Below are 26958 nucleotides of genomic sequence, written 5' to 3' on the forward strand. Positions count from 1 at the left end.
GCTCACAACGTTCGACACACCGAACGTAGCCGCCCCCCGGAGCAGGACACCTCCGTAGAACCACGTATCCGATTACGTATTCGCCCCGGGTTCACCCGGCCGCCCGGCCCGTCAGCAGGATGGACGATCTCCGGTGGCCCGCGCGGAGATCAGGCTCCGATACTCCTTGAGGGAGCCGATCCGAGGGAGCCGGTGCCGTACGACGGCACACGCTTCCCGTCTCCCGCTCTCCGATCCGGCGGCGCCCTCCTTCCTCCGTGGGGCCGGTCGCCCTCCCCACGACAGGAAAGGCTCCGGAATGTCACGCTTGGCGCAACCGCTGCCGCATCGAGTCCGGCGCGGCCGGGCCGCGATCGTCGCCCTCACCGCCGTCCTCGGCACCTGCCTCCTGCAGCCCGCGCCGCCCGCGGCCGCCGACGCCGGGTCGGGCACCCGGGCGGCCGGCGCGCCGACGGGCGTCGCGGTCCTGTCGCGGGGCTGGACCAGGCCCTGGGGCATCACCTTCCTGCCCGACGGGAAGCGGGCCCTGGTGACCGAGCGCTTCACGGCCGGCGTATGGCTCCAGTCGAGCGACGGCGCCAAGAAGAAGGTGGGCACCGTCCCGAACACCGTGCCGCCCTCACCGAGCGGCGGCAAGGGCGGACTGCTCGGTGTCGCCCCGTCACCGACCTGGAACGGCACCACGGACCGGGACGTCTTCTTCGTCCACACCGCCGCCTCCGAGATCCGCGTCGTGCGCATGCACTTCGACGGCAGCAGGCTGAGCGACTACAAGGTCGTCCTCGGCGGCATCACCCGGGGCGGCGACCACAACGGCGGAAAGCTCGCGTTCGGCCCCGACGGCTATCTGTACGTCAGCGTCGGCGACGCCCTCAAACGCAATCTCGCCCAGGACAAGAACTCCCTCAACGGCAAGGTCCTGCGGATCACGAGGAGCGGCGCCGCTGCACCCGGCAACCCGTTCGGCACCCGTGTCTACAGCCTCGGCCACCGCAATCCGCAGGGCCTGGCCTGGGACAGCCGCGGCCGGCTCTGGGAGACCGAGATCGGCGAGAACACCTGGGACGAGCTCAACCTCGTCGAGGCGGGCCGCAACTACGGCTGGCCCAGCTGCGAGGGATCGTGCGCCAAGGCCGGGATGACCAACCCCAAGAAGGTCTGGCACCCCGACCAGGGCGGCGTCCCGGCGCAGATCGCCGTCAAGAACGACGTCATCTACGTCACGACCCTGCTCGGCCAGCGGCTGTGGGCGCTGCCGATCGACGGCACCGGCAAGGCCGTCGGGGCCGGGAAGTCGTACTACAACGGCAGCTACGGCCGGCTGCGCGCGCTCGCCAAGGTGCCCGGCACCGACCGGCTCTGGGTCGGCACGACCGACGGCGGCGACGGCAAGGACCGCATCCTCGAAGTCACCGTCAAGTGACCCCGCGCCGCCGCCGCACCCCGTGCGGCCGCAAGCGCTGCCCGACCACCCGAGACCCCCAGGCTCCCCTCACCGAGGGGTGAACCCATCCGAACCCGCCCCTCCGAAAGGAAGGCCCGCACCATGAACGACACCACCGAGCGCGCGGAGCACCAGCCCGCGACCACGGCAGAGACGCCCGACACCACCGCCTGGCGGACCCCCGGCTACACGGTCGTCGACACCGCCCTGGAGGTCACCGCCTACTCCCTCGCGGCCCGCTAGCCCGCCGCCGTGCTGCTCCAGCTGCTCGGCACCGCGGCCGGCGGCGGCATCCCGCAGTGGAACTGCGCGTGCCCCGGATGCTCCGGGGCACGCACGCATCCCGAGCGCCGCCGCCGTCACGCCTCCCTCGCGGTCCGTACGGACGACGGCCGCTGGTACCTCGTCAACGCGACCCCCGACATCGGCGACCAGATCGAGGCCCACCCCGCGCTCCACCCCGGGCCCGGACCCCGGCAGACACCGATCGCCGGGGTCGTCCTCACCGACGCCGAACTCGACCACACCCTGGGCATCGCCCGGCTGCGCGAGGCCGACGCCCTGGAGATCCACGCCACGGCCCCGGTCCGCCGGGCCCTTCGGGACCGCCTGCGCCTCGACGAGGTCCTCGGCCCCTACACCGCCCTGACCTGGCGGGACCTCACCTGCCACGGTGCGCGCCCGCTCGGCCCGCCCGACGAGGGACTGCGGATCAGTGCCGTACCCGTCTCCGCCAAACGTCCCCGGTACGCCGCCGACGCCCCCGAGGACGAGACCTGGGTCGTGGCGCTGCGCCTCTACGAACCGGCCACCGGCCGTACGGCGGTCTACGCGCCCGCCGTCGCCGCCTGGTCCGAGGCCCTGCACCGGGTCGCCGCCGAGGCCGACTGCGTCCTCGTCGACGGCACCTTCTGGGACGACGAGGAGCCGCGCCGCACCGGCATCTCCTCCCGCACCGCCACCGGCATGGGCCATCTGCCCATCGACGGCCCGGGCGGCACCGCGGGCATCCTCGCCACGCTGTCCGCCCGCTGCTACTACACGCACCTCAACAACACGAACCCCCTTGTCGATCCGACCGCGGCGCAGCACAAGCGGCTCGCCCGACTGGGCATCGAGGTGGCCGACGACGAGTTGGTGATCGAGCTGTGACCACGACCCTGGCCCCCCGGGCCGACGCCGAGCCCTGGAGCCCCGCCGCGTTCGAGGACCGCCTGCGCGCGGTGGCCCGGGAGCGCTATCACGACCGGCACCCCTTCAACCTGCGGATGCACGAGGGCGATCTGCGCCCCGAGGAGGTGCGCGCCTGGATCACCAACCGCTTCCACTACCAGCGGCACATCCCGGTCAAGGACGCGCTGATCACCGCCAAGCTGGACGATCCGCGGCTGCGGCGGATGTGGGTGCGGCGCATCGAGGACCACGACGGCCGCGCGGACGGGGAGGGCGGCATCGAGCGCTGGCTGCGGCTGGGCGAGGCGGCCGGCCTGGACCGCCGCGCGCTGCTGACCGGCGACTGCGTCCTGCCGGGCGTACGGCTGGCGGTGGCGGGATACGTCAACTTCTGCCGGCTGCGACCGCCGCTGGAGGCCGTCGCGGCCTCGCTCACCGAGCTCACCGCACCCGATCTGATGCGGACGCGCATCGACGCCTTCGAACGCCACTACTCCTGGATCGAGCCGGAGGGCCTCGGCTACTTCCGCACCCGTGTCGACCAGGGCCGCCGCGACAGCACGGAGGCCCTCGCCCTCGTCCTGGACTGGGCCCGCACCCACGAGTCCCAGCAGCGGGCCCTGGCCGCGCTCACCTTCAAGTGCGAGGTCCTGTGGGCCCTGCTGGACGCGGTCCAACAGGAGAGCACCGGAAACCGGGACACCACCCACCCCGCACCGGACCTCCGCCCATGGCGCCCCGCCATCTGGGCCGAGCGCGCCGACCGGGCCGAGCGTGCCGCTCGCGCTGAGCGCGCCGTCCGGCCCGAGCGATCCGTTTCCGCCGAGCGGCCGGAGACGGACAGCCGGCCTTGGCGGCGCGGTGCCGTTCCGGACGGTCGGCCGGGGCAGGGGCGCGGGGCGGACGGCGACCGGGCGGCGCAGCGGGATCTGCGGCCCTGGCGGGTGCGGGGGTGACGGCGGCGGCCGTCGCCGACTGGCGTCCCGTCCTCGCGCCGGCGCTGATGCTGCGGCACGACCCGGTGCGGGGCGCCGACCTGCTGGTCCTGCCCGAACGGGTGGTCGTCCTCGAAGGCCACGCGGGCCGGATCGTCGCCCTGTGCGACGGGACCCGTACCGTGCCCGGGATCGTCGGCGAACTCGCCGCGCGCTTCCCGGGCGCCCCGGTGGCCGCCGAGGTCCCCGCCTTCCTCGACCGGCTGCGCGGGGAGGGCTGGCTCCGATGACCCCCAGCGGCCCGCCGGCCCGTCCCTGGGCCCTCCTCGCCGAACTCACCCACGCCTGCCCGCTGCACTGCCCGTACTGCTCCAACCCCCTCGAACTGGCCCGCCGCTCGGGCGAACTCGGCACCGACGAGTGGACGGACGTCCTGCGGCAGGCCGCCGCGCTGGGCGTCGTCCACACGCACCTCTCCGGCGGCGAACCCCTGCTCCGGCCCGACCTGGAGCGGATCGTCGCCGCCGCCGAGGCCGCCGGTGTCTACACCCAGCTCGTCACCAGCGGCACCGGCCTGGACGAGCCCCGGCTCACCGCGCTGCGCGCGGCGGGGCTGCGCAGCGTCCAGCTCTCGGTGCAGCACTCCGACGCCAGGGCCAACGACCGGATCGCCGGTCGCCCGTCCGCCTTCGCCGCCAAGGAGCGGGCCGCCGCCCTGGTCCGCGCGGCGGGCCTCCCGCTCGGCCTCAACGTCGTCCTGCACCGCGACAACCTCGACTCCGTCGGCGACCTCGTCGACCTGGGCGAGGCCTGGGGCGCGGACCGCGTGGAGCTGGCCAACACCCAGTTCTACGGCTGGGGCCTACTCAACCGCGCGGCGCTGCTGCCGACCCGCGACCAGCTGGCCCGCGCCCGGGAGACCGTCGAACGCCGGCGCGAGCGGCTCGCGGGCCGGATCGACCTGGTCTGGGTGGTCCCCGACTACTTCGACGGGGTGGCCAAGCCCTGCATGGGCGGCTGGGGAGCGGTCTCGCTCACCGTCACCCCCGACGGCACCGTCCTGCCCTGCCCGGCCGCCGCCTCCCTGCCCGGCCTGGACCCGCCCAACGTACGGGACCGTCCGCTCGCCTGGATCTGGGACGAATCGCCCGCCTTCACCCGCTACCGGGGCACCGACTGGCAGATGACCGGCCCCTGCGGCACCTGCCCCCGCCGCGAGGAGGACTTCGGCGGCTGCCGCTGCCAGGCCCACGCCCTGACCGGCGACCCGACCCGCACGGACCCGGCCTGCGCCCTGTCCCCGGACCACCACATCCTGAACACCCTCACGGCAACCGCGCCCACCCCATCCCCGTACATCTATCGCCGACCCGGGGCAGCCGTGCCCTGAAGGGGCGCGGGGCTGTATCGACATGCGGCTCCGCCGCGTGGGCGCGACACGCCACGACGGCGCCGCACCCGCCCCCACCCGCGGGAAACTACTCCGCGTCGGCGACCACCGACCCCACCCGCTCCGCCAACGTCGGATCCCGCCGCACCAGTACCGCGGCGTACCCGACGGACCCGATCAGCGCCGCCAGCGCCACATACGGGAACCACGAGTACGGCGCCGGCTGCCCCGGCTTGGCCAGGTAGTACAGCGGCACCAGGATCGCCAGCGCCCCGATCGCCGGCAGCACCAGATGCCGTACGGTCCGGAACTCCTGCGGCCGGTAGCGGCGGTAGTACAGCGGCAGCGCGATGTTCGAGGCGAGATAGACCAGCAGGATCAGCAGCGCGCCCAGGCTGGAGGACTCCGTGAAGAAGACCACGGGGTCCATCCGCCCGCCGTCGGGGCCGAGCAGGTGTCCGAGCCCCCAGCCGCCGATGATCAGCAGCGAGGTGACGGCGAAGGTGACGATCGCGTTGTTGGGCGTACGGCGCGTCGGGTGGACGTATCCGAAGAAGGACGGCAGCAGCCCCTCACGCCCGGCGTTGAAGATCAGCCGGGCCTGGGAGTTGATGCCGGCGATCAGCACGCCGAGGGTGGAGGTCAGCCCGCCGACGTAGGCGAGGACCGCCAGCGCCCCGAGGGTGTGGTGGGCGACGTCGATGAAGGGCAGGGGTGAGTCGCCGAGCGCCGCCGTGTCGTAGCCGAAGCCGGTGACGGTGGCGTACGAGAAGAGGATGTAGCTCACTGTCATGATCGCGACGGAGGAGAGCACCGCGCGCCCGACGTTGCGCCGCGGGTTCTCCGTCTCCTCGGCCAGCGCCGCCGAGTTCTCCCAGCCGATGAACAGGTACACCGCCAGCGGGAACCCGGCCGCGAGGCCGCTGAGGCCGTGGCGCAGATGGCCTGGCAGGAACGGGGTCGCGGACAGGCTGCCGCGGTGCTCGAAGAGCGCCGCCGCCGAGACCACGACCAGCACCAGCATCTCCACGCCGAAGAAGTAGCCGGCCCATTTGGTGGAGACCACGATCCCGCGCAGCATCAGCACCACCGACACCCCGGTCAGCAGCAGCGTCCACAGGATCCACGGCAGGTCGATGCCGGTGTAGTGGTGCAGGGTGATCTGCACGAACCCGCCGGAGATCGCGATCACCGAGGCCATCGCGATGATGTAGCCGAGCCCGGCGAGCAGCGCGGTGGTCACGGCGCTGACCGGCCCGAAGGTCTTGCCGACGAAGGTGATGAAGCTGCCCGCCGAGGGGTGCGCGCGGGAGAACTCGGCGAGGGTGTTGCCGAGCAGGGCGACCGCGACGCCCGCGGCGGCGATGGTGAGCGGGGAGGCGACGCCCGCCGTGGTGGCGAGGAAGGCGAAGCCGAAGAAGAAGCTCATGGCCGGGCCCACGTTGGCCATGGTGGCGGCGGCGATGTCCGCCATGCCGAGCACTCCGCCGCGCAGCCGCTGGGGCGGGCCGCCGGCGGGGCCCGACGTCGGCGGCGGGCCGACGGCTCCGGGGTCGGACATGGCGACTGCTCCTTCGGGGACGGTGGCGGTGCGAGGGGCGCGGCGGGCGGGGCCGGCCGTCAGCTCGGGCGGGCCCGCTGGTGTTCCTTCACGGCCTGTACGGCCGGGTCCATCGCGCCGCGGCCGAGTTCGGTGAGCAGCTCGGCGTGGCAGCGGTTGCGGGCCCTGACCACGGCCGGGTCGGGTGGGGGCAGCAGCAGGCACTGGCGGCCCAGGAGATCGGCGGCGAACTCGCGGATCCCGGCGCCGCCGAGCAGCTCGGCGAGGTCGAGGTGGAAGCGGGTCTCCAGCTCGACCAGCCGGGCCGGGTCCTCGGCCAGGTCCATCTCCGCGACCAGCGACCGCAGCCCTTCGAGGGAGCCCTCGGGGACCTCGCCCGCGCCGTGCGCCACCAGTCCGCATTCCAGCAGCAGGTGGAAGGAGTCGAGCAGAGCGGCCTCCTCGGCGTCGTGCATCAGGGCGACGACGGTGTCCCAGTCCGCGGCGACGAAGGTGCCGCCGGCCCGGCCGCGCCGCCGGTCGAGCAGACCGTCCTGGCACATCCCCTCCAGCGCGCGGCGCACGGTGATCTCACCGATGCCCAGTTCCTCGGCGAGGACGCCGGCGTCCGGCAGCCGGTCACCCGGTGCCACGGACTTCAGGCGCACCCGCAGCGCGACCCGGGAACGGACCAGGTCCGACCCCGTCTGACTCCCGCCGGAGCGCAGGCGGGTGTCCCCGCCGCCGTAGGGGCCGAACTTGCCCGCTGGATTCACCACGGCGCCACCCTAACTGCCTGCTGAGCGGGGTCACGGCGTGGTGCACGGAGGGCTCCCGGAAGTGACGGTTCCACGTTGCCTGCAAAATAGAGCAAGGTGAACACTTAAACAAGCCTTGTTCTTTTCGATCGCAGTGAACTAATTTCGCGCCTCGACAGCCCGTCCCCTCCTCCCCGGATGTCGAGATGACCACAACCCTCCCCGAAGCCCCTCCCGCAGAGCCCGGTCTCAAGGCCGGACTCAAGAACCGCCATCTGTCGATGATCGCGATCGGCGGCGTCATCGGCGCCGGTCTGTTCGTCGGCTCCGGCTCCGGCATCGCCACCGCCGGCCCCGGCATCCTGATCTCGTACGCCCTCGTCGGCGTCCTCGTCGTCCTCGTGATGCGGATGCTCGGCGAGATGGCGGCGGCCAACCCCACCTCCGGCTCCTTCTCCGCCTACGCCGACCGGGCGCTCGGCCGCTGGGCCGGGTTCACCATCGGCTGGCTCTACTGGTTCTTCTGGGTCGTCGTCCTCGCGGTGGAGGCGACCGCCGGAGCCAAGATCCTGGCCGGCTGGATCCCCGCGGTACCGCAGTGGGGCTGGGCCCTGATCGTCATGGTCGTGCTGACCGCGAGCAACCTGGCCTCGGTCAGCTCCTACGGCGAGTTCGAGTTCTGGTTCGCCGGGATCAAGGTCGTCGCCATCGCCGCGTTCATCGTGATCGGCGGCCTCGCGATCTTCGGCCTGCTGCCCGGCTCGGACCACCCGGCGTCCGGCTTCTCCAACCTCACCGCACACGGCGGCTTCCTGCCCAACGGACCAGGAGCCATCCTCACCGGCGTCCTGATGGTCGTCTTCTCCTTCATGGGCAGCGAGATCGTCACCCTGGCGGCCGGTGAGTCCGCCGACCCGCAGGGCGCGGTCACCAAGGCCACCAACAGTGTGATCTGGCGGATCGCCGTGTTCTACCTCGGCTCGATCCTCCTCGTGGTCTCCCTGCTGCGCTGGGACGACCCGGCGATCCTCAAGGACGGCTCGTACGTCGCCGCCCTCAGCTCCATCGGCATCCCGCACGCCGCCCAGATCATGAACGCGATCGTGCTGACCTCGGTGCTGTCCTGTCTCAACTCCGGTCTGTACACCGCCTCGCGCATGGCGTTCTCCCTCGGCCGCCGCAGCGACGCCCCGGCCGCCTTCGGCCGCACCACCGACCGCGGTGTGCCGCGCGCGGCCATCCTCGCCTCGGTCGTCTTCGGCTTCGTCGCGGTCGCCTTCAACTACCTCTGGCCCGACACCGTCTTCCAGTTCCTCCTCAACTCCTCCGGTGCCATCGCCCTGTTCGTCTGGCTGGTGATCTGCTTCTCCCAGCTGAAGATGCGCAGGATCATCGAGCGGGAGGCGCCCGAGAAGCTGGTCGTGCGGATGTGGCTCTACCCCTACCTCACCTGGGCCACCATCGCCCTGATCACCTTCGTCCTGCTCTACATGCTGACCGACACCGCCGACGGCGGCGGCCGTGACCAGGTCGTCCTGTCGACCCTGGTGGCCGTGGGCGTGGTGGTCGTGGCCGTGGTCCGCCAGCGCCTCGGCCGGGGCGCCGCGCACGACGCCCTGACCTCGTCCTCCAAGGTCTGACCACCCCACGTGGACCGAGGGCCGGACCCGCCTCTCCTGCGGCGGGTCCGGCCTCGTCGGCGTCCGGGCGCCGCCGGTCGGGCGAGGGGCTTGCCCTCCCGCGGACCGGTGCCGGGGACGACGGCCTGAGCGTGCGGCCCCGGGCACGTCTTCACGGAACCTTCACCAACTCCCCAAGTACTTTAGGTTTCAAGAGGCTACGCTCGCGCTCAATCCCCCCACCCAGCACAGGAGACTCGTTGTGCGAGACGGCAACGTAGTGGTGATAGGCGGCGGTTACGCGGGCGTCCGCCTGGCGAAACGGCTGGACGCGACGGCGAACGTGACGCTTGTGGACCGCAAGGAGGTCTTCTTCCATCGCATCGCCTCCCTGCGCGCCGGTGTGCGCCCCGAATGGACGGTGACCCCGTTCATCCCGTACGACCGGCTCCTGCGCCACGGCCGGGTGGTCGTGGGCAAGGCGGTCCGGATCGACCCCGTCGGGCGGGAGGTCGTCCTCGCCGCGGGCGAGCGGCTGCCGTACGACGTCCTGGTGATCGCCACCGGCGCCGACTACCCCGAACCGGCCCGTTTCAGCGGCGGGACGGCGGAGGAGGCGGCCAGGGTGTTCGGCCAGCACCAGCGGAAGATCGCCGGTGCCGAGCACGTCCTGGTCGTGGGCGGCGGGCCCTCCGGGGTCGAGCTCAGTGCCGAGATCAGGCTGGCCCGGCCCGACGCCCGGGTCACCCTCGCCCACTCGGGAGCGGAACTGCTGACCTCCACGGGCAGCGCCCGCGCCGGCCGCAAGGCCCGTGCCTGGCTGGAGTCCCACGGGGTGGAGGTGCGGCTGGACTCCTTCATGTCCCCGGGCAACGACTTCGCCACCTTCCGCGACGGCCGCGGCGCCGTCCTCGCCGCCGACCTGTCCTTCTGGGCGACCGGCACCACCCCCAACACGCTCTGGCTGCGGCTGGCCGGACACGGCGACTGGCTCAACGGCGCCGGACACGTCAAGGTCGACGACATGCTCCGGGTGGTGGGGCGGCCGGACGTGTTCGCGGTCGGTGACGTGAACGACGTGGGCGAGCTGAAGGTCGCCCCGGCCGCGCTCTCCCAGGCGGAGACCGCCGCCCACAACATCGGTGCGTATCTGCGCAGTCCGGGCCGGCACGGCAAGAGGTCGCGCTCCTACCGGGTGGTCCACCGCACCCCGCTCATCGTGCCGTTCGGTCCGTCCGACGGGGTGACCGTCCTGCCCGTGCCGGGCGGCGACACCGCGGTCCTCGGCCCCCGGCCCATCACCATGGCCAAGGCGAAGACCCTGATGACCCCGTTCATGCGGCGCCAGCTGGGCTACACGGCGGCCTGACGGCAACACCCTTTCTCGTGGGCACGCCTTGTCGCTTCGGGCTGGTCGCTTTGGGCTTGAAATTTCAAACACAGTGGGGGAGGGTGAGGGCATGCTTGAGAGTTCAAGCGTATCGAGATCTGTGAGATCCGTCCCCCCCCGTGGAGCCCCCATGTCTGCCGTCTCTGAAGCCGCCGCCGTCCGCCGAGGTCCGCTCGTCGTCGTGGGAGGGGTGATCGCCGCCGTCGTGGTGGCGTCCGTCGTGGACGCGGTGCTCGCCCTCGCCGCCCTGGCACTGGGCGCCCCGGACGACTTCCAGCCGCTCGAGCCCGGGTCCTACATCTTCCTGACCGCTGTCGGGACCGTGGCCGGCGCCATCGGCTGGGCCGTCGTCCGCAAGGTGTCCAAGGACCCCGCGGCCCTGGTCCGGTGGCTGGCTCCGACCGTCGTCGTCGTGTCCTTCGTCCCGGACTTCCTGCTCTTCGGCGCGGGCGGGGTCATCGGCGTGGTGGCGCTGCTGCTGATGCATGTCGCGGTCGCGGCGGTCGCGGTGTTCACCTACCGCAAGGTGATGCCGCTGTCCTGAGCCCGGGCCTCGTGCACGAAGGGCGGGCGGGGACCCCAGTCCCCGCCCGCCCTTGGCATGCCTGCCGCGGGGATCAGACCGGCGGGGCCACGAAGACGCCCGGGTCGACGTCGTTGAACGACTCCTTCGCGACGAACTCGTTCATCGGGTTCGCCGTGCCCCACTGGTCGGTGACCTCGGGCTGCGAGAAGTCGTACACGTGCGGGTGCCAGGTGTCCTCGTCCAGCACCTCCAGCTCCGTCGTGTACTCGACGGTGTTGCCGTGCGGGTCGAGGAAGTAGGTGAAGGTGTTGTCGCCCGCCATGTGCCTGCCCGGGCCCCAGATCTTCTGGAACCCTGCCCGCATCACCCGGCCCGACCCGCGCATGTACTCGTCGAGGCCGCGCATCTCGAAGGAGACGTGGTGCAGGGAGGTGTGCGGGCCCTTGGCCAGGGCCATGGAGTGGTGCTGGTTGCTGATCCGCATGAAGTGCATGACCTCGCCCAGGTGCGGCGAGCTCAGTGTGTCGGAGAGCCGGAAGCCGAGGTGGGTCTCGTACCACCGGCGGGTCCGGTCGAGGTCGGGGGAGTTGAGGACGACGTGGGAGAGCTTCACCGGGATCGCCTCCTTCTCCTCGATCCTTCGGTGCCGCCGGACCTCGACGTCCGCCGAGACCTCGACGGTGCGGCCGTCGACGTCGAAGAAGCGGAAGCCGTAGCCGCCGCCGGGGGTGTCGACCTTCCCCGGCTGGGATACCAACTGAACCCCGCCCGCCAGGAGTTGCTCGGCGAGGGTGTCCACGTCCGCCGCGTTCGCCGCGCTGTAGGAGACGAGGTCGAGGCGCTTCTCCTCGGACTTGCGCAGCCGGATCACGTACTGCTCGGGGCTGCCCTCGGCGGCCAGGAAGGAGATCCCGGAGTCCTCGGCGACCTTGGTCAGGCCCCAGACGCCGGCGTAGAAGTCGAGCTGCTTGTCGTAGTCGGGCACGGCCAGGTCGACGTGCCGCAGATGCGTGAGCAGGCGGTTGCCCATGGGGGGTCCTTCTCAGGAGAGGGTGAGCAGGGCGGCGGCGTTGCCGCCCCGCACCGCGTGGAAGTCGTCGTCGGGCAGACCCGCGGCGCGCAGTGCGCCGAGCGGGTCCTCGGTGCCCATGTCGAAGGGGAAGTCGGAGCCGAGCAGAACCTGCCGCGGCCCCACCGCCAGGAGCAACTGCCGCAGGACGTGCGGGTCGTGGACGAGCGAGTCGAAGTACAACTGCTCCAGGTAGCTGCTCGGTTCGCGGGCGCAGCCCCGTGCGTCGGGGCGGGCCCGCCAGGCGTGGTCGGAGCGGCCGATGTGGGTGGGCAGATAGCCGCCGCCGTGGGCCGCGATCAGCCGCAGCCGGGGATGGCGGTCCAGGACGCCGGAGAAGATCAGGTGCGACAGCGCGACGGCGTTCTCGGTGGGCTGGCCGACGGTGTTGGACAGGTACCACCGGTCCAGCCGCTCGTCGAGCGTGCAGCCGAACGGGTGCACGAAGACCAGGGCGCCGGTCTCCTCCGCACGGGTCCAGAACGGCTCCAGCCGGGGGTCGGAGAGCTCCACCTCCCGCGTCCCGCCCGGGCCGGGGGCGTGCGAGGAGATCTCCACGCCCCGCAGGCCCTGCGCCAGCGCGTGGTCGAGCAGGGCCGGTGCGAGGCCGGGGTGCTGGAGCGGGACGAGACCGAGGCCGTACAGCCGGTCGGGGGCCTTGGCACAGTGCGCGGCGGTGCCCTCGTTGGCCAAGTGGCAGAGGTGTTCGGCCAGTCGGGGTTCGGCCCAGTAGTGGTAGTGCGACGGTGAGGGGCTCACCAGCTGGATGTCCACGCCCCGCGCGTCCATCGCGGCGAGCCGTACCGCGACCTCCGTCAGCCGGGGGATCCGTTCGCCGACCATCGGGCCGTTGACGGCGAGGGCGGCCGGACCGTTGCGGCGCGCGTCGAGCGCGCGCGCCGCGGCGAGACCGGGCTGCCCGGCGACCGTCTCCTCCATCCCGGGCAGCAGCAGATGGGCGTGGACGTCGATGGTGGGCGGCGACTGGGGCTCGGTCACGGAAGTTCCTTGAGGGCGGTCAGGGTACGGCGTATCAGCCCGGGGACGTCGGCGTCGCGCCGCCCCTCCAGCAGCCACTGGGCGAGCTGGACGGAGGCGTCGACGACCATGCGCACCCGGGGCAGCCGACGGGCGTGGTAGTCCGTGAGGATCCGGTCGAGGGCCCCGGCGTCCCAGCGGTCGAGGCCGGTCAGCAGCTCGGTGAGGACCTGGACGTCCTCGAGGGACATCGCGGCGCCCTGTGCGAAGGTGGGCGGGCAGCAGTGGGCGGCGTCGCCGACCAGCACCACCCGGCCGCGGTGCCAGGGCCCCTCCACCAGCAGCCGGTCGAACCAGGTGTAGTTGACGGCCGAGGCATCGGTGAAGGCGGCCCGCAGCTCCGGCCAGGCGCCGCCGTAGTCCTCGCAGAGCGCCCGCATCTCGTCGGCGAGTCCGGCCGGGTCCAGCGCGGCCCGGTCCCGGGCCGGTTCGACGAGATACGTGTAGACCGTGTCCTCGCTGGTCGGACAGTACCCGGCGATGAAACAGCGGCCGCCGTAGATCATCTCGGTGCGGCGGACCCCGGCCGGGCGGGGCGCGGGGGCACGCCAGATGCCCATGCCGGTCGGCTCGGGCCGGTCGGGCACACCGATCATGCCGCGGGTGGCCGAGCCGAGGCCGTCGGCGCCGACCACCAGGGCGTAGCGGCGGGTCGTGCCGTCGGAGAAGGTGACGTCCACGCCCTCGTCGTCCTGGGCGAACGCGCTGGCCGTGGTGCCGAGGCGGACGTCGGCGCCCGAGGCGCCCACCAGGCCGATGAGGAGCTGCTGGAGCCGGGGCCGCTGCATCCCGATGTGGGAGGGCAGGTCGTCGCCGCCGGTGCGGAGTTCCTCGTGGGCGTGGAGCACGGTGCCGTCGGGGGCGAGGACGGCGAGGCCCTCGGCGGCGTACCCGTCCTTCTCGACGTCCGCCAGCACCCCGACCTCGCGCAGCACCCGCAGGGCGTTGCCCTGGAGGGTGATGCCGGAGCCGGCGGCGGCCTTCCAGTCCGGGCTCGCCTCGATCAGGTCGACGGCGATCCCGGCCCGGCGCAACAGCACGGTCAGGGCGTTGCCGGAGGTGCCTCCGCCGATGACGAGGACACTACGCATCAGGCTGTCAGTCATGTCGGGGATACCTCCCGGGGTTGGGCCGCGCGGCTTCGGGCGGCGGGGGTGCGCAGGCGCTGCGCTGCGCGTGGCGCAGGGAATCTGCGGGCTGTCCGTGGCTGGTCGCGCCCGCGCGGCGGGGCCGCCTCGCGATGCGGCCCCGCGCCCCTTTGCGTCGGGGCGCGGTGGTGCGTGCTACTTGACGGCGATCGGGTTGAGCGGGGAGCCCACGGCTCCGGTGATCGGAAGCGGGGCGGCGGTCAGCCAGAACTCGTGGACGCCGTCGTCGGCGCAGTCCGCGGCGAGCGCGTCGAGGTCCCACATCTCGCCGATCAGCAGACCGATGTGCGGGATGGCGACCTGGTGCAGCGGCTGGAAGGCGTGCGCGAACTCGTTCGGGCGGACCTCGAAGCCCCAGGTGTCGGTGGCGATGGCGGCGATCTCGGTGCGGTGCAGCCAGCCGGCCGAGGTGAACGACAGCCCGGGTGCCGGGCCGCCCGCGTAGTCGCCCCAGCCCTCGCGCCGCGCCCGGGCGAGCTGCCCGGTCCGTACGAGGACGAGGTCGCCGCGCCCGACGGTCACCCCGTGGGCCTCGGCGGTCGCGGTCAGATGCTCCTCGGTGACCGGGAACCCGTCGGGCAGCTCGCCGTCCGTGCCGACGACCCGGCCCACGTCGAGCAGCACCCCGCGGCCGGCGACGTACGGCGCCATGTGCTCGATGCCGGTGACGAGGTCGCCGTCGGAGGTGACGACCTTCTCGGCGGCCCGCCCGTTCCACGCCCTGCCGTGGTCGAAGATGTGTCCGAGCCCGTCCCACTGGGTGGAGCACTGGAGCGGCATCGCGATCACGTCGTCGGCGCCGCCGATGCCGTGCGGGAAGCCCTGGTTGCCGAGGGCCGCGTCGGTTCCGGTGTCCAGCATGGTGTGGACGGGGTTGGTGCGCCGGCGCCAGCCCTTCTGCGGGCCGTTCATGTCGAAGGACTGCGCCAGCGAGAAGCTGACCCCCCGGCGGACCAGGGCGGCCCCCTCGCGGCGCTTGGCCGCGTCGAGGAAGTTCAGGGTGCCGAGGACGTCGTCCTCTCCCCAGCGGCCCCAGTTGGAGCACGCCTTGGCGGCCTCGGCGATCGCGCCCTCGGGGTCGTGCCGGTCCAGGCTCATGCGGTTCCCTCCGCCCCTTCCGCGACACAGCGGGTGCGCTGGGCGCCGAGCCCGGTGATCGAGCCGTCCATGACGTCGCCGTCGCGCAGCAGCCGGCCCCAGTGGATGCCGTTGCCGGCGGGCGATCCGGTGAGCACCAGGTCGCCGGGCAGCAGCCGCGCGGTCTGCGAGATGTACGACACCAGCCGCGCCACCCCGAAGAGCATGTCCTTGGTGGACTCGTCCTGCATGACCTCGCCGTTCAGTTTCAGCGTCACCCGCAGGTCACCGGGGTCGGCGAGCGACTCGGCCGGGACGAGCCAGGGGCCCAGCGGGGTGAAGCCGGGGGCGTTCTTGCAGCGCAGCCAGTCCGTGCCGATGGCCTTCATGTCCCGGCGGAACACGGTCGCCCGGTCGGTGAGGTCGTTGGCGATCGTGTACCCGGCGATGTACTCCGGCGCCTCCTCGACGGGGACCCGGTGGGCGGGCCTGGAGATCACGGCCGCCAGTTCCAGCTCCCAGTCCGGCTGCTCGGCCCACGAGGGCAGCACCACGTCGTCGAAGGGGCCGGCGACGGTGCTGGGCAGACCGATGAAGACGTACGGCAGGTCCTCGGCGGCCCGGCGGTCCATGATCGCGGCGATCTCCGCGCGGGCCTCCTCCACCGTGCGCGGGTCGTCGGGGGAGCGATGGGCGACCTCCAGGTCGATCACGTGCTGCCGGTAGTTGGCGCCGGACTGGAAGATCTGCCGGGGCTCCAGCGGGGCGTGCACCCGCAGGCCCTCCAGGGGCCGCCAGTCCCGGGTGCCGTCGTCCGCGAGGGCGCGCAGGATGGGGAGGGTCTCCTCCCAGCGCTCCACCACGGCGCGCAGTCCGGTCGGCGCGAAGCCGAGCGCCCGGCTCAGGTCCAGGACCCGTCCCCCGGCCAGGAGACCGGGGAAGGACGGCCCGGCCGAGGTGTCCTCCTCGGTCTGCTGGACGGAGAACGTGCCGAGCGCGAACGGGCCGGCAGGTTGCGCGAGCGTTGCCATGAGATTTCCTCCTGCTGGGGTGCGGTCTACTCTGACCCCGATCGGCAGATCACGGAAATCAATCCTGTGGATCTTCCGCATCCATGGCATGGATGGCCTTTCGCTCCCTAGGTGGTGCCCCCGGTGAACCTGTCCCGACTCGATCTCAACCTGGTCCTCGCCCTGCGCGCCCTGCTGGAGGAGCGCAATGTGACCCGGGCCGGCGAGCGCATCGGGCTGAGCCAGCCCGCGATGAGCGCGGCGCTGGCGCGGCTGCGGCGCCATTTCGACGACGAACTGCTGGCCCGCACCGGCAACGCCTACGAGCTGACCCCGCTCGGGGTCGCCCTGCGGGACCGCAGCGCGACCGCGTGCGATCTGCTGGAGCGGGTGTTCGCCAGCCAGGCCGAGTTCGAACCGGCCGTGGAGAACCGGGAGTTCACCCTGCTCGCCTCGGACTACGGCGCGGCCGTGTTCGGCGCGGCGCTGGCCCGGTCCGTGCACCGGGAGGCGCCCGGGATCCGGTTCACCTTCCGCAACCCGACGCCCGATGTCGTGGAGAACACCGCGACCACGCTCAGCACCGTCGACGGGCTGCTGCTGCCGCACGGCGTCATCGACGGCTTCCCGGCCGTCGACCTCCACCAGGACCGCTGGCTCTGCCTGGTCGCCGACGACCACCCCGACGTCGGCCACGACGTCACCCTCGACCATCTGGCCCGGCTGCCCTGGGCGGTCTACCAGCGGCCCTACGACGCCCCGGTCGCCCGGCAGCTCAGCATGCTCGGCATCAGCCCCCGGGTGGAGGTCTCCGTGCAGACGTTCCAGCTGCTGCCCCACATGGTGGAGGGCACCCGCCGGGTCGCGATGATCCAGGAGCGGCTGGCCCGCAAGGCGGTCCGTGCGGCGGCGGTGCGCGTCCTGCCCTGCCCGTTCGAGGCCGTCCCGGTCCAGGAGGCCCTGTGGTGGCACCCGGTCCACGCCCAGGACGCGGCGCACATCTGGCTGCGCGAGAAGTGTGCGGAGGTGGGGGCGACGTTGGCCGAGGAGTGAGCGGTGCCCTGTGTGCCGCGCCCCTAGGGGGTTCGCCCCTGGGTCAGTTGGAGTGTTGCTGCTACCAGGGCCGCTGCCAGGCCCAGTACGCCCACCGCTCCCGCCAGGCTTCCCACCGCCGACTGCGCCGCCAGCAGGACCAGCGGGCAGACGAACTCGCCGCCGAAGAACGCCGCCGTCCACAGCCCGGTGCCACGGCCCCGGTCGGCGAAGGCCAGCCGGGACATGGCGCTGGTGAGCAGGGCGGGCAGCAGCATGCCGGTGCCCACGCAGTTGACCACCGCGCCGACGACCAGCACCGGGGCGCTCCCGGCGAGGAACATCACGCCGAAGCCGGCCGCGCAGACCGCGAACACGGCAGGCAGCATCGGCTCGGGGGAGCGCTTCAGCCGGGCGAAGGCGACCGCCCCGCCCACCGTGGCGGCGCTCGCGACCGCGGTGGCCAGCCCGATCAGCCCGGAGTTCGCCACCCCGAGGTCGTCGAGCAGGTACGACATCTCCACCGGGACGGTGTAGAAGACCATCGCGCCGAAGAACGTGAGCGTGCAGACACCCGCCAGCCGCCGCCAGGGGAAGGCATGAGCCGGTTCCCCGCTCCCGGCCGGGGCCTCCGCATCCTCACCGGTCTCCGCACGCGCCGTTCCGCCGGGCAGGGCGGAGGCCATCAGCGGGGCGAGGACCAGGCTGACGGCGTACACCCAGAACGGCACCCGCCAGCCCGCCGATCCGGCGGCCCCGCCCAGCACGAAGAACACGGTGGCCGAGGCGGAGGCGCACATGGTCTGCAGCGCGAGGTACCTCACCCGCCGCCGGCCGGTGTAGTAGTCGCCGATCAGGGTCGTGCAGCAGGTCATGATGGCGGCCTCGGTGACCCCGACCAGGGCGCGGCTGGCGATGATGCCGCCGAGCGAGTCCAGCCAGAGCGGGGCCGTGCCGAACGCGGCGTACAGGACGGTCGCCACGACCAGCAGCCGTTTGCGGCCCAGCCGGTCCACGATCACCCCGGCGAACGGCGCCAGCAGCGCCAGTGCCAGCGCCGGCACCGTCAGCGCCAGCGGCACCAGCGCCTTCGCCCCCGGGACCGAGGCGAAGTGGTCCTGCATCTTCGGCAGCACCGGGGCGATCAGCACCGCCCCGAGGATCGGCAGACAGCTGCCCGCCATCAGCAGGGTCACCCGCAGCAGATGGGCCGGGCCCGAGACGGCGACGGGGGAGGGGACGGTGTCGTCGACCGCGGCGGGGGACGGCGGCGGGGCGGAACCGGGCATGGCGACTCCAGGAACGGTGTACGGGAGCGGGCATGCCGGGGACGGGGGTGCCGGGAAGCACGGCATGCTGCGGACGGCCGCACACCGGCGGCTGGTCCGGACAGCGGCGTGCGGTAGCGACGACTATGGGCGGTCGCCCGCCCCGGCCGCCATCCTCCGCGTGATCCGAATCCCGTATCCGGCTCATCCACACCATGGATGAGCGTCCGCCGTACGCCGCCGCTCAGGCGGGCAGCAGGGCCTCGATCCGCCCGGTGACCCCGGGGGTGTCCGGCTTCACCCGGGAGCGGATCCGGTGCGCCACCGCGCCCTCGGGCGACACCAGGAACTTCTCGAAGTTCCACTCGACGTCCCCGGCCACCCCGCGCTCGTCGGGCGCGGCGGTGAGCAGCGCGTAGAGCGGATGCCGCCGTACGCCGTTGACGTCCACCTTCTCGAAGAGGGGGAAGGTGACGTCGTAGACGGTCGAGCAGAACTCCCGGATCTCCTCGGCGGTGCCCGGTTCCTGCTGACCGAACTGGTTGCAGGGGAAGCCGAGGACGGCGAAGCCGCGCGGGCCGTAACGCCGGTGCAGCTGCTCCAGCGCCGCGTACTGCGGGGTGCGCCCGCACCGCGAGGCCACGTTCACCACGAGCAGGGCCGTCCCCCGGTAGGGGCTCAGATCGCCGGGTTCCCCGGCGAGGGTGCGCACGGGGATGTCGTACAGGCTCATGTCGGTGTCCCCTGGCAGGCCTTGCGGACGGCGGCGACCACGGCGTCCACGTCGTCGTCGGTCATGGCCGCGCCCAGCGCGATGGTCACCGAGCGGCCGAGCAGCGCCTCGCTGGTCCGCAGGCGCGGCGGCCGTTCCCACTCCACGCCCCAGGGCGTGCGTCCTTCGCGCACCGCCCGGTTGGCCGTGACCGGCTGGCCCTGGTACAGCGTGTGCGCCGGGATCCCGGCGGCATCGAGGTCGGCGATGACACCGCGGGCCTCCAGGCGCGAGCCGACGAACAGGGTGAGATCGCCGGCCGAGCCCTCCTCGTCGGGGAGTCTGCGCCAGCGCACCGGCAGATCGGCGGTCCCGGCCCGCACCCGGCGCGCCACGTCCCGCAGCCGCCCGCACATCGGGAGCAGCCGGGGCAGCTGGGCGCCGAGCACGGCCGCGGTCAGTTCGGTCATGCGCAGATTGGTGCCGATGAACGGCGGGGCGTCGGCGGTGCCGCGCGTCGCGCCCTTGGCGGTGGTGAACTGGCCGCCCTGGTCCTGGTAGCGGGCCACCCGGTCGTGGACGTCGGCGTCGGACGTGGTGACCGCGCCGCCCTCGCCCGCGGTGATGTTCTTGTCGAGCTGGAAACTGAAGGCGCCCGCGTCGCCGAGACCGCCGACCGGCCGGCCCCGGTAGCGGACCCCGGCGGCCTGCGCGGCGTCCTCGACCACCCGCAGCCCGTGCCGGCGCGCGACCTCCATGATCGGATCCATGTCGGCGGCCGCGTTGTTCAGATGGACCGGCATCACCCCCCAGGTCCGCCCGGTGATCCGCTCCTCCAGCCGCGCCGGGTCCAGGGTCAGCGAGTCGTCGACCTCGGCGAAGACGGGCACGCCCCGCGCGCCGACCACCGCGCCCACACTGGCGACGAAGGTCACGGCGGGCACGATCACCTCGGCGCCCGACGGGATCCCGAGACCGATCAGCGCTGCGGTGAGCGCGGCGGTGCCGGAGGACACCGCGACCGTGTGCGCGACCCCCGCCACCTCGGAGAACGCGGTCTCGAACGCGTCGGTGCGATGCGCGAGATCCGGCCCGTAGTAGCGGAACGGGGACCGGGACCGGATCACCTCCAGGGCGGCGGCCTCCTCTTCCTCCCCCCACAGCGCGAGCGCCCGCCAGGTCCCGTACCGCATCCCGGGCCCGTCGCTCACCCGGCCTCCTCGGTCACCGCGTCCAGGTCCGTGACGCTGTGGGCGACCAGGAAGTCCTCCAGGAAGAGATAGTCGAGCTGGCTCGGCCCGAAGAACGCGAGCGCCTGCCCGGGGGTCTCCACGATCGGCTCCCCGCGGTCGTTGAAGGAGGTGTTGAGCACGACGGGCACCGAGGTGATCTCCCCGAACCGGGCCACCAGTTCATGGAAGGAGCCGTTCGCCTCCGGGGTGACCGTCTGCACCCTGGCCGTTCCGTCGACATGGGTGACGGCCGGTATCTCCCGCCGCCTGTCCTCCCGGACCGGCGCGACGATCAGCATGTACGGCGACTCGATGTCGAGCTCGAAGTAGTCGGCGGCCCGCTCGGCGAGCACGGCGGGGGCGAACGGCCGGAACGCCTCCCGGTGCTTGACCTTGCTGTTGAGGATGTCCTTCATCTCCGCACGGCGCGGATCGGCCAGGATGCTGCGGTGGCCGAGGGCCCGCGGTCCGAACTCGGAGCCTCCGGTGAACCAGCCGATGAGCGCGCCCCGCGGCAGGAGCTCGGCCGCGAGCCGGGCCGGCCGCGCCACCCGCCGGTGGGGCAGGCCCGAGGCGTCCAGCGCCGCCCGGATCTCCTCGGTGCCGTACGAACGGCCCAGGTAGGTGTGGGTCTGCGGGCGCGGCGCCGCCCCGCGGGCCTTCGGCACCCGGGGGCGGGGATGCCCGCCGAGGACATGGTGGCCGTAGTAGGCGCAGCCCACCGCGCAGCCGTTGTCGCCCGCGGCGGGCTGGGCGTGGATCTCGGTGAACGGGGTGTCCCGCAGGATCTTGCCGTTCGCCACCGAGTTGAGGGCGACCCCGCCCGCCAGACACAGCCGGGTCAGCCCCGTCTCCCGGTGCAGCCAGCGCGCGGCGTGCAGGACGGCGGTCTCCAGCAGGTCCTGCGCCGCCCAGGCGAGATCGGCGCCCCGGGCGAACCGCTCGTCGCCCTCCAACCCGTCCAGCGCGTGCTCGACGAAGTCCAGCAGCCCGCCGTCCTTCAGATGCAGGGTGTACCGGCCCTCCGGCAGCAGGTCGAGACGACGGTGGAACTCGCCGCGCCAGCGGTCGGTGCCGTAGGGCGCGAGGCCCATGGTCTTGCCGTCCTCGGTCAGGTACCAGCGGCCCTCCTCGTAGAGCGTGAAGCCGATGGCCCTGCTGACCGCCTTGTACAGGAAGCCCAGCGAGTGGTCGCTGTCGCCGGCCTGGTAGACCCGCGTGTCGCGCAGCCCGTCGGTGCTCCAGTTGGTGCCGAACACCTTGGAGATCTCGGTGATCTCCGTGCCGCTGCCCACCGACATCGTCAGCGTCTCCACGCCCTGTCCGTCGAACAGGCTGCCCGCCCCGTCGACCACCAGGATCGCGGCCTCCGGGAAGGGCGAGGGATGGAAGGCGCTGGCGGCGTGCGCCAGATGATGCCGGATCAGCGTCGTACGGCTGCGGAAGGGGAAGTAGCAGCTCGGCAGCAGAGTGTCGTCGGCGACGATCGCCTCCACCTGGCCGAGCCGGACCCCGCGCGTGGTCAGACAGTAACGCCAGCACTGGTTCGCCAGAGAATTCACATTGACCGCGTATTTGCGCCGCGTCAGCCGTTCCTCTTCAATACCGACGGCGATCTCACCGTTCTCGACGAGGCAGGCCGAGAAGTCGTGGTTGGAACCGCCCAGTCCCAGAGCGAGCATACTGCCGTCCTTACTGTCAGTTCAGGCACACTGATTTGGCGAGTACGTCGGCATAACGCTACCCCGTGCCAACCGGCCCGCCGTCAGACGCATATGAGCCATACTCCGGAAGGATCGGGGCGCGATCGTTGACCCTCTCTTCACGGCGAACCTAGACTCGCGCCATGGCCCTGAAACGTGATTATCGCGAGACGATGTTCGCGCATCGCGACGGCCAAAACCGTCTCAAGCTCCTCATGAATGACATGGTGATAGAGGAGCAGCTGTGCCAGATGAGGTGTTCCTACTGCCTCACCGAGGACTTCAATCTCCTCATGCAGGTACCGGACGCGAGACTGCGGCTGACCACCGACCGGCGCGCCGACTGGCACGAGATCCTCGACACCTATCACCGGCATGTCGACAGCCCGATCATGCGGCTGAGCGGCGGCGAGTTCTTCTGGCTGAAGGGCTCCACCGAGTTCGTCGCGGAGTGCAGCGAGAAGTACGAGGTCGTGCAGGTCATCACCAACGGCGCCTTCCTGACGCCGCATCGGCTCCAGGCCCTCGCCGAGCTGGGCAACGTCCAGCTCTGCCTGTCCCTCGACGGGCACACGCTGGAGATGAACGGCCATCGGCTGCCGCCCAAGCAGCACCGGCTCTTCGACGTCATCATGCGGCACCTGGACCACGCCGTGGAACTCGGCATCCCCATCGAGATCCAGTCGGTCCTCACCGATCTGAACGCCACCGGGCAGGCCGCGTTCGCCGAGTTCCTGGCGGAGCGTTACGGGCGCGGGGTGATGCTCTACTTCTTTCCCGTGCGCGGGGAGACCAGGACCACGCACGCACCGCCGCTCGGCGACCATTTCGCGCCGTTGCTGGAACGCTACGACGAACTGTCCGCGGTCCTTCCGCCGCGCGCGTTCGTGGAACACATCGGGAATCAACTGCGCACCGGCGTCCGCACCCTGCGCTGTTACGCAACGGCCACCATGGTCCAGCTTTTCGGCCAGGGAGACGTCTCCTGCTGCCCGTACGCCTGGCTCAAACCCATGGGAAACATCAAGGAGAATCCCGACCTCATACCCGAGCAGTTCGGAAAACATCAGCACTACGACATGTTCATGCAGCCCCGGCCCCGTTTTCCGTACTGCAAGAGCTGCACCGGGCCGATCGACGTGGTCAATCTCTATCTCTTCGGCGGAATCACCGAGGAGGAAATCGCGCGCTGCGCCCCGTACGCCGGACCACGCGCCTTGGAGCGGCTGCGGGAGCTGAAATCGGCGTTCGCACCGGTTTTCGAGCCGGCCCCTGGGGGCCGTGAGGAGACGTGATGATTTCCCTGGACGGGATGTCCGCCGACGAGATCGCGGCGGCCGGACCGCAGCGGCTTCGCACCCTTCCGCAGCACGATCTGCTCACCCTCGCCGGGGACTGGCTCGGTCAACTGGCGCCCTGGCGGGACACCGAGAGCCTCGCGGCGATCTCCACCAGCCTGTCCGCCGAGTCGGTGCTGTCCTCCCTGTTCGTCTTCGGCGACCAGGTCGCCGAGTCCGAGGCCCGCGCGGAGATCCCCGGGCCGCTGCTCGATCTGCTGCTGCGGGCCCGGGTGCTCGGCGAGGACGCCGGGAAACTGTCGGCCGACTACTGCCTGGTCCGCGGGGACGGACTGGTGCTGCTGGCCGCCTGGCGGGCGGCGGGGCGCGACACCGGGTCGTACGCGCCCTGGATCGGCACCGACTCGATGACCCTCTCCCGGCTCGTCGCTGCGCGCGGCGGGGTCCGCTCGGCCCTGGACCTCGGCTGCGGCACCGGCATCCTCGGTCTCTCCGCCGCCCGGGGCGGCGCCGAGGTCCTGTCGGTCGACGTCAACCCGGAGTGCACCGCGGCCACGACCCTCAACGCCCACCTCAACGGACTGGCCGGCCGGCTGACCGCCACCGAGGCCGACATCATGTCCCTCTCCCTCGGCTCCCGGTTCGACCTCGTCGTCTCCAACCCGCCCTGTCTGCCCCTGCGCCGCGGCTCGCTCGGCTGGCTCGCCGGCGAAGCCGGCCTGGACGGCCTCGAGTTCTTCCGGGAACTCCTGCGCCAGGTGCCCCGGCTCCTCACCGACGGCGGTGAGGCACTGCTCCAGGCGGCGGCCTACGGCGACGAACACGGCCCTTTCTTCGTCCGCGAGCTCGAGGCCGAACTGCGCCGGCTGAACCTCTCCGGCCGGCTCCTGCTGCGCCCCTCCACACCCCCGCGCTGGCCGGCCTTCGCCCCGCGCGACGCCCAGCAGCAGCTCACCGGCCCCCTCGGCGACGAGGTCCGGGCCTATGTCACCAGCATCGGCGCCACCCACTACTACGGCTTCGTCCTCTCGGCCCGCCGCACCGGCGAGGGCCTGGAAGTGGGCCGCTTCCGCTGACCCGGACCGAGCCGCCGCCGCGGCCCCGGGGCCGACCGGAGACCACTGGCGGCTCCGGCGCCGGGCCGAAAGGCACCGGTGGCCGGTTGGGCGGTGCCGGTGCCGGGCCGGGCCGGTCGGGAGGTGCCGTCGGGTGGTCGAGGGGTGGGGGTGAGTGGTGCCGTGCGGGCCGGTTGGGTCGGTCTCGGGGGCGTCGTCGGTCGGGGGGCTGCCCTTGTTTTCCGGCGCGGGGTGTCGGCGGTCGGCTGGGGGGCGGTGGGGATCGGGCGGGGGATGTCGGTGCCCGGGCCGGGAAGGCCGGGGCGTGCTCGGCCGGCCCCGGGTGGTCAGGCCGCCGGGCCGAGCCATCGCGGTCCCAGGTCGGCGCGTTCCAGGGCGGCGACCGCGTCCGTCGCCTCCAGCAGCGTCAGGCGGCTGGTGTCGACCAGGCGGATGCCGGGGACGTCGGGCACCTCCCCGTCCAGATGCCGTTCCGCCAGCCGGCCCTCGACGAACAGTTTCCCGCCCGCGTCGCCCTCGATACGGGCGGCGAGCGCGTCCGCGTCGGCCCGCAGCCCGTAGTAGACCGGGTCCGCCCCGAGCTCCCCGAACACCCGGTGGAAGCGCTCGTAGGCCCGGCCCGCGAGGACCACCCCGGTGACCACCACCACCCGCGCCCCCCACGCCCGGTACACCGGCAGGGCGGCGCGCAGGCTCGCCGCCATCAGGTCGTACAACTCCTCGCCCCCGTCCCAGGGATGGACGACGGGGTCGCAGTCCATCGCCGCGGCCGGGACGCCGTACCGCGTCACCAGCTGATGCCCCAGCCTCGTCTTGCCGACCCCGGGCGCCCCCGTGATCACCACGACGCGCATCAGGACGCGTCCTCGCGGACCGTGCCCACCAGGCGGAAGCCCAGGTGGGGGATCTTCAGGAGCTTCGCCCCGGAGTCGATGTCCAGGAACTTCTGCTTCAGTACGGAGGTCACCTTGTTCACGTCCTCCCCGCCGGTCGCCCGGCCGAGTTCCTCGCGCGAGACGATCTGGCCCGGCCGCCCGGCCAGCAGCCGCAGCAGCCCCGCCTCCGCGTCGGTCACCGGCGCCGACTTCGCGGGGGAGCTGAGCGTGCCCCTGCCGTCCAGGGTGAGCACCTGGGTGTTCTCGGGAGGTGTGACGTTCCTGAGATAGCCGAGGGTCTCCACCAGCCGTTCCCGCCGCAACGGGCTGGCCAGTGTGAAGCTGTACCCGCTCGAGACCGCCGCGAGGACCTCGGTCGCGGATATGCGGTCCAGGACGGCGACCGCGTAACCACCCCTGCGTTTCAGCTCCTCCACCGGGAGGTCGTCGGGACCGGCGGCGGCGACCCGGTGGAAGGCGACCAACTGGGCGCCCGGCGGCACCGCGTGGCCCTCCTCCGGATCGGTCACCGCCAGGGTGAGACCCACCTCGGCGCAGGCGTCCGCGAGGACCTCCAGGTCCGCCGGGGCCAGGGACTGAGCCAGTGCATACATGGGAAACCCTTCACGGAGTTCTCTGGGGAGGGCCGGTCAGCCGCGGGCCGGTCAGCCGCGCAGCCGCCAGATCCGCTCGGCGGCCGGCCCGTGCGAGCCCTCCGCCAGGCGGATGCCGTGCCGGTCGATCCGCCGGACGATGCCCCGGCGCACCTGGATGCGATAGGCGCCCAGCGCCTCGGACTTGGTGAGCGCAGCCGTCCCGTCCACCGGCCACAGCTCGGGGTGCAGCTCCCCGAGCCCCGCCTCGGCCAGCCGGGCGCCCAGCTTGCGTGCGGTCTCCTCCGCCGAGGAGAACAGCGCGTACGGCTGGTCCTCGTAGAAGACGAGCCGCGCCCCGCCGAGCCGCCCGCCGCGCGCCAGCGCCAGCACCGCCTCCCGGCAGGCGAGGTGGTCGACATGACCGCCGACGCCGAGCGGCGCGCACACCAGGCCGGCGCCCGCGAGCGCCGTGGCCAGCCGCGCGGTGACCGCGTCGAACAGCTCCGGCTCCTCGCGCGCGAAGCCGTCGGACCAGGCCGGGTCGGTGAAGAACGCCTCCCGTCGCAGCTCCCGGTCGGCGGCGTCGACGAAGCCGAGCAGCTCCACCCGGGCGCCCAGCACCCGGGCGGCGACCCTCTCCTCGGCGAGCAGCAGACGCCGGGTCAGCTCCGGGCGTACGGCGTAGTACGGGTCCTTGGTCCAGGTCTCCACGCTGAACACGTCGAGGAACCGGCCGCCGCGCCGGGCCACCGTGCCGCCCAGCGCCAGCGCGGCGTCGTCCGGGTGCGGGGACACGACGACCGGCGCCAGGGGATCCGCGGGTGCGGCCGCAGGAGCCATGAGCAGCAGTCCGAGCCGTCGCCAGCGCGCGAGGCGTTCGCGCTCCGCCGGGGTGAAGGCCGCGAGGGGGCGTCCGCCGTCGCAGCGGGAGAGCAGCGCGGCGTCGGCGTCCACCTCGTGCCCCAGGAAACACAGCCGGCCGTCGACCGTCTCGACATGCGGCAGAGTGATCGGGCACCAGGTGTCAGGAATCTCTGTCATGTATCTCC

General features: G+C 72.5%; 25 protein-coding genes and 1 pseudogene. 12 read left to right on the forward strand and 14 right to left on the reverse strand.

Features of this window, described 5'->3' with window-relative positions; all coding sequences use genetic code 11:
- The first annotated feature begins 298 nt into the window (after nucleotides 1-298).
- From ACYQ8Q_RS39345 to pqqE, 6 genes and pseudogenes are all read left to right on the forward strand, one after another.
- Nucleotides 299-1423: a PQQ-dependent sugar dehydrogenase gene (locus ACYQ8Q_RS39345; protein ID WP_460071516.1), complete on the forward strand. Its 1125-nt coding sequence runs from the start codon at nucleotides 299-301 to the stop codon at nucleotides 1421-1423.
- Between the two features lie 123 nt (nucleotides 1424-1546).
- On the forward strand, nucleotides 1547-1687 hold the full coding sequence (gene pqqA, locus ACYQ8Q_RS39350; protein ID WP_460071517.1) for a pyrroloquinoline quinone precursor peptide PqqA: 141 nt from the start codon (nucleotides 1547-1549) through the stop codon (nucleotides 1685-1687).
- 9 nt (nucleotides 1688-1696) lie between these two features.
- Nucleotides 1697-2596 (forward strand): pyrroloquinoline quinone biosynthesis protein PqqB, encoded by a 900-nt coding sequence (gene pqqB / locus ACYQ8Q_RS39355; RefSeq protein WP_460071519.1) that lies wholly within the window; start codon nucleotides 1697-1699, stop codon nucleotides 2594-2596.
- Nucleotides 2593-3303 (forward strand): annotated as a pseudogene (pqqC, locus tag ACYQ8Q_RS39360) (pyrroloquinoline-quinone synthase PqqC); the annotation flags it as partial. The gene pqqB and the pseudogene pqqC, both read left to right, overlap by 4 nt.
- Nucleotides 3304-3569: 266 nt before the next feature.
- Nucleotides 3570-3842, forward strand: a complete 273-nt coding sequence (gene pqqD / locus ACYQ8Q_RS39365) for a pyrroloquinoline quinone biosynthesis peptide chaperone PqqD (RefSeq protein ID WP_460071521.1) — start codon at nucleotides 3570-3572, stop codon at nucleotides 3840-3842.
- On the forward strand, nucleotides 3839-4942 hold the full coding sequence (gene pqqE, locus ACYQ8Q_RS39370) for a pyrroloquinoline quinone biosynthesis protein PqqE (protein ID WP_460071522.1): 1104 nt from the start codon (nucleotides 3839-3841) through the stop codon (nucleotides 4940-4942). Before pqqD ends, pqqE begins: the two co-directional genes overlap by 4 nt.
- 88 nt (nucleotides 4943-5030) lie before the next feature.
- Here pqqE and ACYQ8Q_RS39375 read toward each other — a convergent pair whose 3' ends face one another.
- Nucleotides 5031-6503 (reverse strand): APC family permease, encoded by a 1473-nt coding sequence (locus ACYQ8Q_RS39375; RefSeq protein WP_460071523.1) that lies wholly within the window; start codon nucleotides 6501-6503, stop codon nucleotides 5031-5033.
- Nucleotides 6504-6562: 59 nt separating this feature from the next.
- Nucleotides 6563-7261: a FadR/GntR family transcriptional regulator gene (locus tag ACYQ8Q_RS39380; RefSeq protein ID WP_460071525.1), complete on the reverse strand. Its 699-nt coding sequence runs from the start codon at nucleotides 7259-7261 to the stop codon at nucleotides 6563-6565.
- 185 nt (nucleotides 7262-7446) lie between these two features.
- Between ACYQ8Q_RS39380 and ACYQ8Q_RS39385 the strand changes: the two genes are divergently transcribed.
- The 3 genes from ACYQ8Q_RS39385 (at nucleotide 7447) to ACYQ8Q_RS39395 (ending at nucleotide 10793) form a co-directional block, all read left to right on the forward strand.
- Nucleotides 7447-8880 (forward strand): amino acid permease, encoded by a 1434-nt coding sequence (locus ACYQ8Q_RS39385; protein ID WP_460071527.1) that lies wholly within the window; start codon nucleotides 7447-7449, stop codon nucleotides 8878-8880.
- A gap of 241 nt (nucleotides 8881-9121) precedes the next feature.
- Entirely contained in the window at nucleotides 9122-10228 is a 1107-nt protein-coding gene (locus tag ACYQ8Q_RS39390) for an NAD(P)/FAD-dependent oxidoreductase (protein WP_460071529.1), read from the forward strand.
- 151 nt (nucleotides 10229-10379) lie between these two features.
- On the forward strand, nucleotides 10380-10793 hold the full coding sequence (locus tag ACYQ8Q_RS39395; protein WP_460071530.1) for a DUF6069 family protein: 414 nt from the start codon (nucleotides 10380-10382) through the stop codon (nucleotides 10791-10793).
- A gap of 73 nt (nucleotides 10794-10866) precedes the next feature.
- Here ACYQ8Q_RS39395 and ACYQ8Q_RS39400 read toward each other — a convergent pair whose 3' ends face one another.
- The 5 genes from ACYQ8Q_RS39400 to ACYQ8Q_RS39420 form a co-directional block, all read right to left on the reverse strand.
- Nucleotides 10867-11805 carry a VOC family protein gene (locus ACYQ8Q_RS39400; protein ID WP_460071532.1) on the reverse strand — a complete coding sequence of 313 codons (939 nt, stop codon included), beginning with the start codon at nucleotides 11803-11805 and terminating at the stop codon, nucleotides 10867-10869.
- A 12-nt stretch (nucleotides 11806-11817) separates the two neighbouring features.
- Nucleotides 11818-12843 carry an amidohydrolase family protein gene (locus ACYQ8Q_RS39405; RefSeq protein WP_460071533.1) on the reverse strand — a complete coding sequence of 342 codons (1026 nt, stop codon included), beginning with the start codon at nucleotides 12841-12843 and terminating at the stop codon, nucleotides 11818-11820.
- Nucleotides 12840-13988: an FAD-dependent monooxygenase gene (locus tag ACYQ8Q_RS39410; protein ID WP_460071535.1), complete on the reverse strand. Its 1149-nt coding sequence runs from the start codon at nucleotides 13986-13988 to the stop codon at nucleotides 12840-12842. Before ACYQ8Q_RS39410 ends, ACYQ8Q_RS39405 begins: the two co-directional genes overlap by 4 nt.
- A gap of 177 nt (nucleotides 13989-14165) precedes the next feature.
- Nucleotides 14166-15128, reverse strand: coding sequence for a cyclase family protein (locus ACYQ8Q_RS39415; protein WP_460071537.1), 963 nt, complete (start codon nucleotides 15126-15128; stop codon nucleotides 14166-14168).
- Nucleotides 15125-16138, reverse strand: coding sequence for a fumarylacetoacetate hydrolase family protein (locus ACYQ8Q_RS39420; protein WP_460071538.1), 1014 nt, complete (start codon nucleotides 16136-16138; stop codon nucleotides 15125-15127). The genes ACYQ8Q_RS39415 and ACYQ8Q_RS39420 overlap by 4 nt, the downstream gene beginning before the upstream one ends.
- Before the next feature lie 123 nt (nucleotides 16139-16261).
- Here ACYQ8Q_RS39420 and ACYQ8Q_RS39425 point away from each other — a divergent pair, with 123 nt between their 5' ends.
- Complete coding sequence (locus ACYQ8Q_RS39425) at nucleotides 16262-17170, forward strand: LysR family transcriptional regulator (protein WP_460071540.1); 909 nt, start codon at nucleotides 16262-16264, stop codon at nucleotides 17168-17170.
- Nucleotides 17171-17193: 23 nt separating this feature from the next.
- Here ACYQ8Q_RS39425 and ACYQ8Q_RS39430 read toward each other — a convergent pair whose 3' ends face one another.
- The 4 genes from ACYQ8Q_RS39430 to ACYQ8Q_RS39445 all read right to left on the reverse strand — a co-directional run bounded on the left by ACYQ8Q_RS39430 (nucleotide 17194) and on the right by ACYQ8Q_RS39445 (nucleotide 22043).
- Entirely contained in the window at nucleotides 17194-18438 is a 1245-nt protein-coding gene (locus tag ACYQ8Q_RS39430; RefSeq protein WP_460071542.1) for an MFS transporter, read from the reverse strand.
- 223 nt (nucleotides 18439-18661) lie between these two features.
- Entirely contained in the window at nucleotides 18662-19150 is a 489-nt protein-coding gene (locus tag ACYQ8Q_RS39435) for a glutathione peroxidase (protein WP_460071544.1), read from the reverse strand.
- Nucleotides 19147-20340: a DegT/DnrJ/EryC1/StrS family aminotransferase gene (locus ACYQ8Q_RS39440; protein ID WP_460071546.1), complete on the reverse strand. Its 1194-nt coding sequence runs from the start codon at nucleotides 20338-20340 to the stop codon at nucleotides 19147-19149. Before ACYQ8Q_RS39440 ends, ACYQ8Q_RS39435 begins: the two co-directional genes overlap by 4 nt.
- Nucleotides 20337-22043, reverse strand: coding sequence for a carbamoyltransferase family protein (locus ACYQ8Q_RS39445; protein WP_460071548.1), 1707 nt, complete (start codon nucleotides 22041-22043; stop codon nucleotides 20337-20339). Before ACYQ8Q_RS39445 ends, ACYQ8Q_RS39440 begins: the two co-directional genes overlap by 4 nt.
- Before the next feature lie 164 nt (nucleotides 22044-22207).
- Here ACYQ8Q_RS39445 and ACYQ8Q_RS39450 point away from each other — a divergent pair, with 164 nt between their 5' ends.
- Both ACYQ8Q_RS39450 and ACYQ8Q_RS39455 read left to right on the forward strand, forming a co-directional pair.
- Nucleotides 22208-23359 carry a radical SAM protein gene (locus tag ACYQ8Q_RS39450; RefSeq protein WP_460071549.1) on the forward strand — a complete coding sequence of 384 codons (1152 nt, stop codon included), beginning with the start codon at nucleotides 22208-22210 and terminating at the stop codon, nucleotides 23357-23359.
- Complete coding sequence (locus ACYQ8Q_RS39455; protein WP_460071551.1) at nucleotides 23359-24438, forward strand: methyltransferase; 1080 nt, start codon at nucleotides 23359-23361, stop codon at nucleotides 24436-24438. The genes ACYQ8Q_RS39450 and ACYQ8Q_RS39455 overlap by 1 nt, the downstream gene beginning before the upstream one ends.
- A gap of 326 nt (nucleotides 24439-24764) precedes the next feature.
- Here the strand turns inward: ACYQ8Q_RS39455 and ACYQ8Q_RS39460 are convergent, their stop codons facing one another.
- Genes ACYQ8Q_RS39460 through ACYQ8Q_RS39470 form a run of 3 tightly spaced genes read right to left on the reverse strand, consistent with a single transcriptional unit; the run spans nucleotide 24765 to nucleotide 26950 of the window.
- On the reverse strand, nucleotides 24765-25292 hold the full coding sequence (locus ACYQ8Q_RS39460; protein WP_460071553.1) for a hypothetical protein: 528 nt from the start codon (nucleotides 25290-25292) through the stop codon (nucleotides 24765-24767).
- Complete coding sequence (locus tag ACYQ8Q_RS39465) at nucleotides 25292-25927, reverse strand: winged helix-turn-helix domain-containing protein (RefSeq protein ID WP_460071554.1); 636 nt, start codon at nucleotides 25925-25927, stop codon at nucleotides 25292-25294. The genes ACYQ8Q_RS39460 and ACYQ8Q_RS39465 overlap by 1 nt, the downstream gene beginning before the upstream one ends.
- 51 nt (nucleotides 25928-25978) lie before the next feature.
- Complete coding sequence (locus ACYQ8Q_RS39470) at nucleotides 25979-26950, reverse strand: PIG-L deacetylase family protein (protein ID WP_460071556.1); 972 nt, start codon at nucleotides 26948-26950, stop codon at nucleotides 25979-25981.
- Between the last annotated feature and the right edge of the window lie 8 nt (nucleotides 26951-26958).

The organism is Streptomyces sp. YKOK-I1 (assembly GCF_054660435.1).